Here is a 13644-nt window from a genome sequence, read left to right as displayed (position 1 = left end):
AAAAAAGAGGCCAAGTTTATGGAAAATATCAAAATTATTCAAGGGGACATAACTAAATTAACGGTAGATGCAATTGTTAATGCTGCCAATAAGACATTGTTAGGTGGCCTGGGTGTTGATGGGGCAATACACCGGGCAGCTGGACGGCAGCTGCTGGCCGAGTGCAGACAGCTTCATGGCTGTGAAACAGGTCAGGCTAAGATTACCAAAGGATACAAGTTACCTGCTAAGTTTGTCATTCATACCGTGGGGCCAATTTATTCAGGTTCTAAACAAGATAATGAGTTATTAAAAGACTGTTATATAAACTCGTTAGCTTTAGCTAGAGATCATAATCTGCATAGTATTGCTTTTCCGGCAATTTCTACAGGAGCTTACGGTTTTCCGGCTGCACCAGCTGCCCATATTGCTTTTACTGCCGTGCAAAATTGGCTTACGGAGCATTCTGACTATCAAATGAAAGTTATTATGTGTGCCTTTGATGCCCAAACGGCAGAGTTATACCGAACAGAAGTTAAAAAATATGCTTGAGTAAAAATTAAAAAAGTTGCTATCAATTGTTTTTCGAAAATTAATCTTCCTGACATCGAACCACCCCTTTAATTACTAAATCTTGTTTTGATGATTCAGCCACAATAATACCCCTAAATTTAGAACAAATTTGGGGGTATTTTTCACGTAAATACGGATGGTTCTTATTTTACGACCACAGCGAAGGCTTCATATGGCCTTAAGTTAATGTTATTAAGTGATTGCGGTGCATTATAGTTACTAATTAAAACCTGGTTAATTTTATCTGGTGCAGAAAACTGTTCAATGCTGCCTGTCAAATTGGCAACAACTAACCAGCGCTTACCAGCGAGTTCACGGTAATAAGCCAAGACGTTAGGACTCGCAGGAACAGGTGTGAAGCTGCCATTAGTGATAATTTCGTTTTCATGACGTAATTTAATGAGTTTTTGATAGGTATAAAAAATTGATTGTGGGTCCGCCAAAGCAGCTTGAACATTAATATCCTGATAATTAGGATTAAGCGCTAGCCAAGGCTTACCAGTAGTAAAGCCAGCAGCTTTAGCCGTTGACCATTGCATCGGTCTGCGCGCATTGTCACGTCCTTTAGCATTGATTGACCTGATCAGTTCTTCTTTGGTATAACCTTGCTTGATTCGCTCATTATACATATTGATACTTTCGAGGTCTTCAATTTCTGAAATATCCTTGACTGGGCAGTTAGTCATCCCAATTTCTTCACCATTATAAATATACGGAGTACCACGCATTAAATGTAAGGCAATGGCAAACATTTTGGCAGACTGTACGCGGTACTTACCATCATCACCCCAACGTGAAATGACACGGGGAATGTCATGGTTTTCCCAAAACAAACTGTTCCAACCGTGGTTATAATCTATTTGCGTCTGCCATTTAACTAAAACTTCTTTAAGATCACTGGCCTTAAACGGCTTGAGATCCCACTTTAGCTTTCCCGGTTGTTTATCAATATTTTGATCTTCAAACTGAAAAATCATAGAGAGCTCATGCCGAGCGGGATCTGAATATTTGCGGGCGCTGTCAAGGTCGGCACTCCAGGTCTCACCAACAGTGACTACATCACGGTTAGCCAAAACAGCTTGGTTCATTTCCTGAAGATAATGATGAAGTTGTGGACCATTTTCGCGAATTTTGCGATCAGGCTCTTTGCCAATCAGTTCAATTACGTCCATTCGGAAGCCGCCAATGCCTTTATCAAGCCAGAAGTTCATCATGTCGTATATTTTGTGCCGTAATTGCGGATTTTGCCAATTCAAATCTGGTTGTTGCGGGGCAAAAAAGTGCAAGTAATACTGGCCCGTTTGATCATCGAATTGCCAAGCAGAACCTGAAAAGTCAGATTTTAAATCATTAGGTTCATGACCGGCAACAGGATCACGCCAGATGTAAAAATCGCGGTAAGGATTATCTTTACTTTTGCGTGCCTCAATAAACCATTGATGTTGATCAGAGGTATGATTAACAACTAAATCCATGATGATCCGAATGCCGCGTTTTTTAGCCTCACTAATCAACTTATCCATGTCTTGCATAGTGCCATATTGCGGATCAATTGCTTCATAATCAGCAATATCATAACCATTATCCACGCCAGGAGATTTGTAAATTGGCGAAAGCCAAATTGCATCGATCCCCAATTTTTGCAAATAATCCAAGTGACTAATAATGCCGGGTAGGTCTCCGATACCATCACCATTGCTATCTTGGAAGGACTTGGGATAAATTTGATAAATTACTGCATTTTTCCACCAAGGTGTCATATTAATTCTCCTTTGCAATCGCTAACATTATCAGTTAATTATAACACTGCAGAATAATGAGAATTAATGTTACCGGTATCTGATTAAAGTCCTAAATCTGAGCGTAATTGCAGTGCTTCTTCGTCATTGCCCAGCTGCAATAAAGCATCTTTTAAGCATAACATGGGCTTGCCGTCACGATCTGGCGTAGTTTGTGCATGAGCCAAAGAACTGAGAATGGCTTCGTTAACTATATCAACTGTAATCCTAAAGTAGCGGTCAATTTTGTCATCAGTAATTGCCTGAATTGTGCTTAATTCCTGGTCAGGAAAATGACTTACGCGGTTAGCAGTAGAAAAGGCCAGGGTAACCTCACCGCTGCCATTACCACTAAATGAGCCAGTGCGTGTAATGCCAATACCAGAACGCTTGGCAATGCGTTTTAATTGCCTCGAGTTAAACGGAATATCGGTAGCAATTATTGTGATAATGCTGCCTTTTTCCTTACTGTCCTTGTTATCAACAAATTTTTTACCAATAGCATGACCGTAAATATTGAGATCGGTACTAAGACCAAAATTGGACATGACTAGCGCGCCCATTGTAAAGGTCTTACCGTCAATCTCGACTTGCCTTGAAGCAGAGCCAATGCCACCCTTAAGTTCATAGCAGCGCATACCTGTACCGCCACCAACGCCGCCTTCAGCGAAATCAGTTGCGGCAGCGGCAAAAGCATCATTCACATCGTCTTCGGTGACACCTAAATCGCGAATATGATTAATCGAGCTGTCATTGCATTCCATAATGATCGGATTGACACTACCAGTTGAAAGGCCAATTTCAGGATTTTCAGCCAGCATCCTTTTGACTAAAGCCATTGAGGCGGTACCGACACTGAGTGTATTGGTCAAAACCAGGGGTGTTTCAATTGTGCCCAGTTCGTTAACTTGAACAAGTCCTGTACTTTTGCCAAAGCCGTTAATTACATGTGCAGCGGCCGGCATTTTTTCCCGAAAAATATTATCTGGGCAAGGGTTGATTACAGTGACACCGGTTCTGAGTCTATCAGTGACAACCGTCTTTTGGCCAACTGTCACTCCGGCAACATCTGTAATTAAGTTTTTTGGTCCAGGCTTAGTATCGCTAAGCGCAAATAAAAGTGGTTTGTTAAGTCCCATTTTTACTCCTTTTTTTAAAAAAATTTTCTTCTCTTATTAAAACGGTTCGTTAATTTTTATGCAAGATAAAAAGCAACTATACCAAGACAATCTGACGCAAAAGCAGGTAGTCAACAAAGGCATAGCACACAGCTTTTTGCTATACCAATTTCCACAATCTGCTAGTCAGGATCGGATTGACAGAAAACAAGGCAAAGAAAAAGAATCAAATAGTTTTGCTTACTCACTAAGAGTTATTATCCCCAGCAAAAATAAACCCGATTAGCAGCGATAACTACTAATTGGGTTTATTTATTTATGAAAAGTATTTTTTGTTATCTAAAGTTAGCTTTCTTAACAAATTGGTTCTTGCCAATGATGTAGTACCGCTTGTTGTGCATCTTGACTGCACCACCATAAGTTCTAACTTTCTTATTCTTTTTCAGAACTTTACGTCCAAGGCGCTTAACTTTCTTATTCTTCTTAGTGTAAATATAAGCGTTGTGCTTTAATTTACGGTTAACACCAGTTATATTAACTGCTTTGACAAAGTCATTATTGCCCAAATTATAGTATTTTTTGCCTTGAATAAGCTTAGTGCCATATGTTTTGACCGTTTCGCCAGCAAAGTACTCTCTCGTTTTACGGGTACCATTTTCATCATAAACATATGAATTATGGAAAACCGTTCTTATAATAGGATTTAAACCAATATCATTTTTAGTGTAAATATAAGTAATGTCTTGAGTTTGGTCACTGTAAAAGCCAGTAGCATTATCAGGCCTGGTCTTTAGCGTATAGCCTGCAATTTCTACAGGAGAGGTAATGTAGCCATCGCCGACATTGCCTTGTAATACCATATCAGGTGCCAGTTTATTGCCGCTTTCATCTTTATAATGAACAATTATATTTGCGGCTTTGACTGGGGTTGAAACGGCTGGAGTAGAAGAGACGGATACGGGAACAGCGGAATAAATAAACTTGACACTTTGCGATTGATCAGTGAAAAAGCCAGTGGCGTTAGCGGGAATTTCCTTGATAACGTATCCTGGAATTATTTTAGGTGTCAGTTTATAGCTGTTACCGATTTTGCCATTTAAAGTTGTTTCATCCGCAATAGATTTGCCGTCAGTATCTAAATAAAAAGCCTTAATAGCTGCACCCGGACGGATATATGTATCACCAATTCCTTGGGACGCTAAATCATTAGAAGATAATTTCTGGTTTGCTTGTGGTGCGTCTTCAGTGCCATTGCCAACATTAACCCATGTTCCTGGAGTATCAAGATATGACTCATTAATATAGGTACTTTTACCTAGTTTAAGGGTGTTTAATTTAGCAAGTCCCTGTAACATATAACCCTTGTCAATAGCGGGATTTATGACGAAACTACTGAGATCAAGTTCTTTTAAATTACTACAACCATTAAACATTCCCATCATATCGTTCACTTTAGAAGTGTCAAACGATGATAAGTCTAACTTGGTTAAGCTGGAGCAATCCCTAAAAGTACTAGTCATATTAGTAACGTTACTAGTGTCAAACTTGCTTAGATCTAAAGCAGTTAAGCTGGAGCAACCATCGAACATGAATTTCATACTGTTTGCATTAGCTATTGTGAATTTAGGGGAAAGTTTAATGCTCTGCAAATTTTTACAATCTTGAAACATGCCTTCTACTCCCCAGCTAGTATTAGCAGTATCAAAGCTTGATAAATCCAGATTAGTTAATTTACCGCAATTCGCAAACATGTATCTCATATCTTTAACAGCAGATGTGTCAAGGTTTTCCAAACCAGTGATCTTAGTTAAATTAGTTAAGCCCTTAAACATATTGTAACCTGAGTCAATTTTCAGGTGATCAGTAAATTTGACTTCTTGAATATCATCTTTATTAATACCATCAATATCTGCTATAGAACCTAGGTGTACTACTTGATCTACTGAGTTAGCTCCTGGGACAGTAATTATTTTGTCTTTGTATGTAACATCTAGCTCTCCCCATTTAAATGTTTGAGTGTCAGAGTTGGAATCTATCGGCTGCACTTCTTTTTGAGAACTAGCTGAAGTATTTAATTTTGAATCTCTAGTTTGTACATCTTTTTGAGCATCAACTTTTTCCAGCTTTTTTGTTGCAGAGTCAGATTTAGTAGCTTTATCGTCTTTAGTCTGTATGGAAATGGGTATAGAACTGTCTGCTTTAACTGTTTTAGGATTAGTAGCTAATAAGCTAAGAACCGCTGCTGCTACACTAAAATATATTATTTTGTTTCGATTTGAATTATTCTTCTCATACATTATTATACATACTCCTTTTATAATAATTAATATATACTAGATTAATATTTAGTTTACAATGTGTCCACATAATATATTATATAATTATCTTACCATTAGCGTAATGGTATTAATTTTATTCCATATGGATAGGTATTGTGCTTTAAACAAAGGTAATAAAGTAACTATACTTTTCATCAGTTATATATTAATAAATTGATTTCTTTAAAATTTATAAGCTTAGTCGAAATTTAAATATCCAATTAATAATTATTTTCTAGATAATGTCTTATATCAACTAAAATTCATTATATCTAATTTGAATATGTATGTATACCCAGAAAACCTTTTTTATAGAAATGAACTATTATTATATATACAAAAAATACTACTATAATAATTTTGTTTTAAAAGATATATGTAGCTTAGTCGCCAGCATATAGCAAGGACAAAAGCAACGTTAAAAATAATAATTACTGTTCTGATGAAAGTCATATTTTGATAAAATCTTGGTTTAGTATTTGCGTGGACTTGAACAGTCTTATTAATTGACTTGTGCTGTTTATTGTCTTTATATTATGCTCTTTTAGCTATACTTTGGCTTAGCAGTTAATTCACTACGAGCTAAATTATCTAAAACGGCGGGACCATAAGATCCCATGTAGTGTCCTGCAAGTACGTAATTATTAGCACCACCCATGACACGGTCGGGCAGGCAAGTTACCACACCGTATTCTAGATTCTGATTCTGGTCTCCGTAGCCGGCAAAAAGGGGATTATGAATATTGACACTGGGAATAGCAATTCGGCCAATGGCATAGGCCCTAGCTTGCTTAGCTCTGAGAACTTCGGCTGCACTAACTGACTTAGTTTTGCTGGCATCGTAATTTGTTTTGCGTTTTTTATTTCTATCTGCTTTCTTTTGTGTTAAAGTGGTATTTGCTTTTTGCGCATTTTGTTGAACGACATAGGAGTTACCGAACCCGGAACCAAAAAAGATCAGAGTTACTCCCAGGTAAAAAAGGGCTCCTAATAGTAATACACGAATAGTAGACCACACTTGATATTTTAAAGAACGTTTTTGCTTTTTATTTGCCATTGAACTATTTCTCTTTAAACTTCTATATTAGGTTTCTGCTATTATTTAAGTATAAATTTGCGTAAAGCACAATTATTTGTTTTGTAGGAAACACTTAAAAATAATAATCAAATAAGTATTGAAATCGCTTATGCACTACTTTATAATATCAGCTGTAAGTAGACGTGTTACTGATTTGATCAGGCATTAACCTATGAACAATACTTATTTTGGTACTGTTTGTAGGTTTTTTTATTGGAAAGGAAGTAAGTTGAATGAAATTTGTAAAGAATTTTAACAACAATGCTGCCTTGGTGTCTGATGAATCTGAAGTAGACTGGGTGGTGATTGGAAACGGGATTGGTTTCGGCAAAAAAGCCGGCGATCCCATTGATGAGGACAAGATTTCGCGCCGTTTTATAGCTGTTGGGGAAAACCTTAAAATGGTTGACAGCGTGCGGGATATTGATCAGAGGACTTTAGCATTAACTACTGCTGTGATTAATTTGGCCAGCAAACAATTGCAGATAACTTTTTCGGATTATCAGTTTATGGTATTAGCAGATCATATCGACTTTATGTTAACCCGTGCTACTGAAAATATTGAATTGGGTCAGGATACGCTTGGCTGGGAAATGCGAAAACTATTTCCTAAAGAATACGGCACGGCTCAGGAAGCGTTAGAACTGATGCAGGAAAAAACCAAGCTTGATTTTCCTACAAGCGAAGCAGCATATCTGACATACCATTTTATTAACGCTGGCGCTGGTCAGACCAAACTGCAGGATACTATCAAAATTACTAAGCTTATTCGCGGAGTAGTTGATATTATCCAGTATCAATATGGGATGCAACTTGACACTGAATCATTTAATTTTAACAGATTCATGACGCATTTACGTGCCTTCATGGTAAGGCATATGTGTGGCGAATGTGAAAAGGATTCGGGTGAAGAACTTGATAATTCTTTAATTGAACTGATGAAAGTCAAGTATCAAAAGGCGTATGACACTGTCCAAAAAATCGGCACGTACTTATATAAACAAACAGGCTGGAAAATGCAGCCTGATGATCAGGTATATTTAACTCTTCATGTCTGGCGGGTAACGCATAGACAAAATGATGAGCAATTACGGGAGAGTTAATTCTGCGATATTTTAATAATTAATTAGTTTAAACGGTGTGTTACTGTTTACAGGCATTAACCCGAGAACTTTAGGTGAAAGTCTCACAATAAATTAGTGAGCTGTTTTCTTGAAGTTCCCGGGTTTTGCTATTTAGGAGGAAAAATGGCATACGAAGATTTAAGTAATGAAATTATCGCTGACGTTGGTGGTAAAGACAACGTAGTCAGTGTAGTTCACTGTACTACACGTTTACGTTTTAAATTAAAGGACATGAAGAAGGCAAACGATGACAAATTAAAAGCCACTGCTGGCGTAATATCTGTTGTCAAGTCCGGTGGACAATACCAAGTTGTTATTGGTAATAACGTCGCTGATGTCTATGATACTTTGGTTAAAGTAGGTGGCTTTTCTGGTGGCGGCAGCATTTCTGATGATGACGTTGACAACAGCAATATGAGCTTAGCTGATAAATTTATTGACTTGATTTCCGGTATTTTTAATCCGCTTCTAGGTGCAATGTGTGCTGGTGGTATGATTAAAGGCTTTAACGCAATGTTTTTAGCTTTTGGCTGGCTATCAGCAACTTCTGGAACATATGTCATTTTAAACGCCATTGGCGACAGTTTATTCTATTTCTTACCTATTATTTTAGGAATTTCTTCAGCAAAAAAATTTGGTATCAACACATATCTAGGTGCCACTATTGGAGCTGCCCTTTGTTATCCTTCAATTGTGTCAATGGCCAGCAGTAAAACTGCACTGTTTACTGTTTTTAAGGGCACATTCTTGGAAGCACCTGTTCATATGACTTTTTTGGGCATTCCGGTAATTTCAATGAACTATACCACCTCGGTTATTCCGATTATCATTGCGGTCTGGTTTGCTTCCAAAGTGCAAAAGGTTGCCCGTAAAATAGTTCCGGATGTTGTCAAAACTTTCTTAGTACCATTTATCGTTTTATTAATTACTGTTCCAGTTACTTTCCTTGTGATTGGCCCGGTTGCGACTTGGCTGGGTAACGGAGTTGCGGAAATTGTGAGTGCAATTTACAACTTTAGCCCGGTGATCGCTGGTATTTTAATGGGTGCTTTCTGGCAAGTATTTGTCATCTTTGGCGTTCATTGGGGCTTTGTGGCAGTTATGATGACTAACATTGCTGCTATGGGCTTTGACCCGATTATTGGTTTATCATTTGCTGCCTCATTTGCTCAAACTGGTGTGGTTTTAGCTATGATTTTTCAAACAAAAGACGAAAAGACTCGCAGTCTGGCTATTCCCGCATTTGTATCAGGGATCTTCGGTGTTACTGAACCGGCTATTTATGGTTTGACATTACCACGTAAGAAGCCGTTTATTCTTAGCTGTATTGCTTCTGCTGTTGGTGGCGGCTTAATTGGACTATTTGGCACCAAAACTTATTTGATGGCTGGAATGGGTATCTTTGCAATTCCTTGTGCTATGGGTAAAAACGGCATTGACATGGGTGTCTATGGCTTGATGATTGGTATGGCTGCGGCAATCATTTTAGGCTTTATATTGCAAATGCTTTTGGGTAAGAAAAGCGTTGATGAGAATTTAGCCGGACAAGCTGCCGGTTCCGCTGCAACAAATGGTGTTGCAGATTCAGCAGCTGTTAAGCCGGAAGTTTCATCTAATAAGGAAGAAAAATTGGTGGCTCCGTTAAACGGGCAGGTTGTACCATTAAGCCAGGTCAAAGATGAGGTCTTCTCCAGCGGCTCAATGGGTAAAGGCGTAGCGATTAAGCCTAAAGATGGTCAAGTTTGCTCACCTCTTGATGGTGAAGTAGTGATGGTTTTCCCTACGGGGCACGCAATCGGTCTTAAATCTAATAATGGTGCAGAAGTCATGATTCACATCGGTATGGATACAGTTGAACTTGATGGCAAGGGCTTCACTACTTTAGTTAAAAAGGATCAGAAAGTTACAAAGGGTGAACCTTTAATTAACTTTGATCTGGAAGCCGTCAAAGAAGCTGGTTTTGAAACTACAACACCAGTGGTTGTTACTAATTCTAATAATTATCATGAAGTTAATGCTATTGCAAATGGTACAATAACCATTGGGGATGCATTACTAGATTTAAAATAACGAAAGGAGAAAATGATGACTACAAATAATTTTCCTAAAGGATTTCTATGGGGCGGTGCTACTGCTGCTAACCAGTTAGAAGGTGCCTACCAAGAAGGAGGCAAAGGCTTATCTTTGCCTGATGTTTTACCTGGTGGCAAAGACAGAATGAAGATTATTGCCTCACCTGATTTTGATTTTAAGCTAAACCCAGACTATGTTTATCCTAATCATATTGGTATTGATCACTATCATCATTACAAAGAAGACATTGAGCTTTTTGCTGAAATGGGCTTCAAGTGCTACCGCTTTTCAATTGCCTGGTCCAGAATCTTTCCTAATGGGGATGAGGAAACTCCTAATGAAGAAGGCCTTAAGTTCTACGATGCTGTAATTGACGAGTGTTTAAAGCATCACATTGAGCCTGTAATTACTATTTCACATTACGAAATGCCGCTGCATTTAATTACTGAATACGGCAGCTGGAAGAATAAGAAGCTGATCGACTTCTACGAGCGCTTTGCCCGCACTGTTTTAACCCGCTACCAAGATAAGGTTAAATACTGGATGACTTTCAACGAAATCAACAGTGCCGCTCACTTCCCAATTATGGGTCAAGGTCTCACCATCAGTAATGGCGCTGGTGACAAGAAGAATGTTTATCAAGCATGGCACAATCAATTTGTCGCTAGTGCTAAGGCTGTTAAAATTGGTCATGAACTCAATCCTGATATGAAAATTGGCTGCATGATTCTATATGCTACAACATACAGCTACGATTCTAACCCTAAGAACCAATTGGCTACCTTGCAAGATAATCAGGCTAATAACTTTTTCTGCGCTGATGTTCAAGTTAGAGGACATTACCCAGCTTACACTAAGAGTTTATTGGCTCGCCAAGGTGTTAAATTATCAGACCTTGATTACACTGATGAAGAACTGGCATTGTTAGCTCAATATCCAGTTGACTATATTGGCTTTAGTTACTACATGTCTTCTGTAGTTGACGTTACCCACGAAAACCAAGAAACTACTAACGGCAACTTGATGGGCGGCGTTAAGAACCCATTCTTAAAGAGCAGCGACTGGGGTTGGCAAATTGACCCGACAGGCTTAAGAATTGCCTTGAACCAACTGTCAGACCGCTATCAAAAACCTGTATTCATTGTTGAAAATGGTTTAGGTGCGGTAGACAAGCCGGATGAAAATCATTATGTCGCAGATGATTACCGGATTGATTATTTGCGTGAACATATTGAAGCTATTTCCCAGGCAATAGACGATGGCGTTGATGTCATGGGCTATACTCCTTGGGGTTGCATCGACCTAGTTAGTGCTTCAACTGGTGAAATGTCCAAGCGTTATGGCTTCATTTATGTTGATGAAGATGATGAAGGCCACGGAACCTTTAAGCGCTACAAGAAAAAGTCTTTTGACTGGTACAAGAATGTTATTTCTACCAATGGTGCTGATTTAGGGTAAATCTTGGCAAAGATAAGACTCGGCTCATGTGAGCAAAATAAACAAGAAAAAGCGTGCTTTTAAGCACGCTTTTTTGCTATGTCAATTTCTATTGCAATTTTTTCAAAACATTGATTGCTATAAAGTAATTAGTCATAGTTAGGCTGCATAGATTATATAAATCACCTTTTTGCTTCATTAATTCTTCATAAGAACCTTCTTCAGTAATAGTGCCGTCTTTCATAAAAATTATCGCATCATATTTTTGTAATAAGTTGGGATTCAATTTATGTGTTACCACAATTGATGTTAAATCCTTTATTTCTAAAATGACATTTTCAATTGCAGTAGTATTTTTTTGATCTAAAGATGACGTTGCTTCATCCATTAATAAAATAGGTGTTTTTCTAATTAATGCTCGCGCTATAGAAATTCTCTGCTTTTGGCCACCAGATAAAGCTTTGCCATTTTCGCCAACATTCAGATCAACGCCCTTAGAATTGCCGTCTACTAGCTTTCTTAAACCAGCCTTATTTATAGCATAATTCAGTTCTTTATCTGTAAAAGATTTGCCTAGCATTATATTATACACAAGAGAATTATCAAAAATATAGACGTCCTGTTGGACAATATTTATTAGTTTATAAAGCGATGACAAATTAATGTTATTGATATTTACGTTATCTATACTGATGTTGCCATCCTTAGTCAATTTGTAATATCTCATTAGTAACTTTAATAATGTTGTCTTACCGCTGCCCGACATACCTACAAGCGCGTATTTTTTGCCTTTTTCTATTTGTAAATTGATGTGTGAAAGTACCCTCTTTCCCGTTTCACCATGCTGGGGATAGGAAAAACTAACGTTGGTCAATTTGATCTCATTTTCAAATCTGTTCAATTTCAAATAGTTGCTGTTATCTTTTACCGGATTATGCACTTTCTCCAGCAACTGATTCAGAGTTTTGCTGGCGGCTAAACCAGCCTTTTTGTTATTCATTTCCAGACCCAATTTGCTCAGTGGCATTACAATAAAATTAACTAATTGCACAATTGCTGTAACTCCACCAATACTGGTGTTTCCATTAATTACCATAAACATACCAAGTCCGTATGCAACCAGAAAAACTAAATATCCAGAAAAGTTTGAAATTGATACCGAAATATTATTAAGTTCTGACAGAGAAAACTCACTATCTGCCCGTTTATCGTTAGTTTTTTGAAATTCTTTGCTAATTTGTTTTTCAATATTAAAGCTTTTTATTACTAAAAAGCCGGAAAATGCATCTTTTACCTTGGAGACATAGGCATTTTGTTGCGTCAAAGCCAGATTCTGCTTTGCCTGCATTTTCCCACCCAACAAACTCATAACAATAATTGGCACTAAACTTACTATTAGCACTGCTATTGACAGCTGCCAGTTAATCATAAACATCCCTATAATCGAGAAAAGCAATAATGACGAGTTAGAAACTATACTAAAAAAAGATTTGATATATTTTTCCTCAATTGTTGAGACAGTATTGGTCATTGTTGCTAAAAAATCTCCGGTACTATTGTTGCTGAATTCATTTAGGTCACTTGCAATAATCTCATTAAAAATATGCCTGCGATATTTTTTACTAAAATTATTAACAAACTTGTTCTTGGTTAGTTCACTGGTAAAAACAGCAGTTGCCAAAAATATACATACTAATAAACAAATATTGCATTTTTTAATTCATAAACATTCCTGGCAATCCCTGAGTCAATTAATCTTTTTAACACCAAAGCAAGCAATAAGTTTACAAGGGGATAAACTATTCCCGAAAAAAAGAGCGCAAGATAATAATTTAACTTATCATATTTTTTATACTTTCCCATTAATATAAACATCCTTTCTATTCTAAAAAACATAAGTAAAAGTATCTAATTATTTTAAATTCTTCTACGTCTTCTCACTATACGCTAAACATTTTATAATCGAAAGAACTATTTTAAAATAAAGTTATATTTTTTAAAATTATAAAATAATAGTTATTTTGATAGTTCTGCGTAAAAAATTATAGAAAGTTTTTTTAAAAATAGGCAGGTCAGGTTAGTATTAATTTGAAGGATATTAAGCATAGAAAAAAGTATTTCATTATAAATACAGAAAAAAATAGTTTCTACGAATCACAAAGGATT

The 13644-nt window shown here is 37.2% G+C and carries 10 protein-coding genes; 5 read left to right on the top strand and 5 right to left on the bottom strand.

Annotated features, from left to right (window positions below; translation table 11 throughout):
• Positions 1-18 precede the first annotated feature (18 nt).
• The gene (locus F5ESL0259_RS08125; protein ID WP_122038121.1) at positions 19-531 is read left to right on the top strand and encodes an O-acetyl-ADP-ribose deacetylase; all 513 of its coding nucleotides are present in this window, start codon (positions 19-21) and stop codon (positions 529-531) included.
• Between the two features lie 164 nt (positions 532-695).
• Here the strand turns inward: F5ESL0259_RS08125 and F5ESL0259_RS08120 are convergent, their stop codons facing one another.
• Both F5ESL0259_RS08120 and F5ESL0259_RS08115 read right to left on the bottom strand, forming a co-directional pair.
• The gene (locus F5ESL0259_RS08120; protein WP_122038120.1) at positions 696-2312 is read right to left on the bottom strand and encodes an alpha-glucosidase; all 1617 of its coding nucleotides are present in this window, start codon (positions 2310-2312) and stop codon (positions 696-698) included.
• 83 nt (positions 2313-2395) lie between these two features.
• The gene (locus tag F5ESL0259_RS08115) at positions 2396-3469 is read right to left on the bottom strand and encodes a P1 family peptidase (protein WP_122038119.1); all 1074 of its coding nucleotides are present in this window, start codon (positions 3467-3469) and stop codon (positions 2396-2398) included.
• 58 nt (positions 3470-3527) lie between these two features.
• Between F5ESL0259_RS08115 and F5ESL0259_RS08110 the strand changes: the two genes are divergently transcribed.
• The gene (locus F5ESL0259_RS08110; protein WP_122038118.1) at positions 3528-3734 is read left to right on the top strand and encodes a hypothetical protein; all 207 of its coding nucleotides are present in this window, start codon (positions 3528-3530) and stop codon (positions 3732-3734) included.
• Between the two features lie 49 nt (positions 3735-3783).
• On the opposite strand, the gene F5ESL0259_RS08105 is transcribed toward F5ESL0259_RS08110, so the two are convergent.
• Positions 3784-5745, bottom strand: a complete 1962-nt coding sequence (locus F5ESL0259_RS08105) for a MucBP domain-containing protein (protein WP_122038117.1) — start codon at positions 5743-5745, stop codon at positions 3784-3786.
• Positions 5746-6310: 565 nt separating this feature from the next.
• Positions 6311-6823 (bottom strand): sortase, encoded by a 513-nt coding sequence (locus F5ESL0259_RS08100; protein ID WP_122038116.1) that lies wholly within the window; start codon positions 6821-6823, stop codon positions 6311-6313.
• A 254-nt stretch (positions 6824-7077) separates the two neighbouring features.
• Between F5ESL0259_RS08100 and F5ESL0259_RS08095 the strand changes: the two genes are divergently transcribed.
• The 3 genes from F5ESL0259_RS08095 (at position 7078) to F5ESL0259_RS08085 (ending at position 11499) form a co-directional block, all read left to right on the top strand.
• On the top strand, positions 7078-7947 hold the full coding sequence (locus F5ESL0259_RS08095; protein WP_122038115.1) for a PRD domain-containing protein: 870 nt from the start codon (positions 7078-7080) through the stop codon (positions 7945-7947).
• Between the two features lie 144 nt (positions 7948-8091).
• Positions 8092-10038, top strand: a complete 1947-nt coding sequence (locus F5ESL0259_RS08090; RefSeq protein WP_122038114.1) for a beta-glucoside-specific PTS transporter subunit IIABC — start codon at positions 8092-8094, stop codon at positions 10036-10038.
• Between the two features lie 12 nt (positions 10039-10050).
• On the top strand, positions 10051-11499 hold the full coding sequence (locus F5ESL0259_RS08085) for a glycoside hydrolase family 1 protein (protein ID WP_305021750.1): 1449 nt from the start codon (positions 10051-10053) through the stop codon (positions 11497-11499).
• Between the two features lie 88 nt (positions 11500-11587).
• On the opposite strand, the gene F5ESL0259_RS08080 is transcribed toward F5ESL0259_RS08085, so the two are convergent.
• Positions 11588-13183 (bottom strand): ABC transporter ATP-binding protein, encoded by a 1596-nt coding sequence (locus F5ESL0259_RS08080; protein ID WP_255409587.1) that lies wholly within the window; start codon positions 13181-13183, stop codon positions 11588-11590.
• Positions 13184-13644 lie beyond the last annotated feature (461 nt).

Origin of the sequence: Lactobacillus sp. ESL0259 (assembly GCF_003693045.1) — a bacterium.
In the GTDB taxonomy this organism is placed as follows: Bacteria; Bacillota; Bacilli; order Lactobacillales; family Lactobacillaceae; genus Lactobacillus; species Lactobacillus melliventris.
Note: the sequence above shows the minus strand (reverse complement) of the source record. Positions and strands in the feature narration are given on the sequence as shown.

Coding starts and splice junctions, on each gene's coding strand:
- F5ESL0259_RS08095 (WP_122038115.1), top strand. CDS start 7,078: ATGAAATTTGTAAAGAATTTTAACAACAATGCTGCCTTGGTGTCTGAT.
- F5ESL0259_RS08115 (WP_122038119.1), bottom strand. CDS start 3,469: ATGGGACTTAACAAACCACTTTTATTTGCGCTTAGCGATACTAAGCCT.
- F5ESL0259_RS08105 (WP_122038117.1), bottom strand. CDS start 5,745: ATGTATGAGAAGAATAATTCAAATCGAAACAAAATAATATATTTTAGT.
- F5ESL0259_RS08120 (WP_122038120.1), bottom strand. CDS start 2,312: ATGACACCTTGGTGGAAAAATGCAGTAATTTATCAAATTTATCCCAAG.
- F5ESL0259_RS08090 (WP_122038114.1), top strand. CDS start 8,092: ATGGCATACGAAGATTTAAGTAATGAAATTATCGCTGACGTTGGTGGT.
- F5ESL0259_RS08100 (WP_122038116.1), bottom strand. CDS start 6,823: ATGGCAAATAAAAAGCAAAAACGTTCTTTAAAATATCAAGTGTGGTCT.
- F5ESL0259_RS08085 (WP_305021750.1), top strand. CDS start 10,051: ATGATGACTACAAATAATTTTCCTAAAGGATTTCTATGGGGCGGTGCT.
- F5ESL0259_RS08110 (WP_122038118.1), top strand. CDS start 3,528: ATGCAAGATAAAAAGCAACTATACCAAGACAATCTGACGCAAAAGCAG.
- F5ESL0259_RS08125 (WP_122038121.1), top strand. CDS start 19: ATGGAAAATATCAAAATTATTCAAGGGGACATAACTAAATTAACGGTA.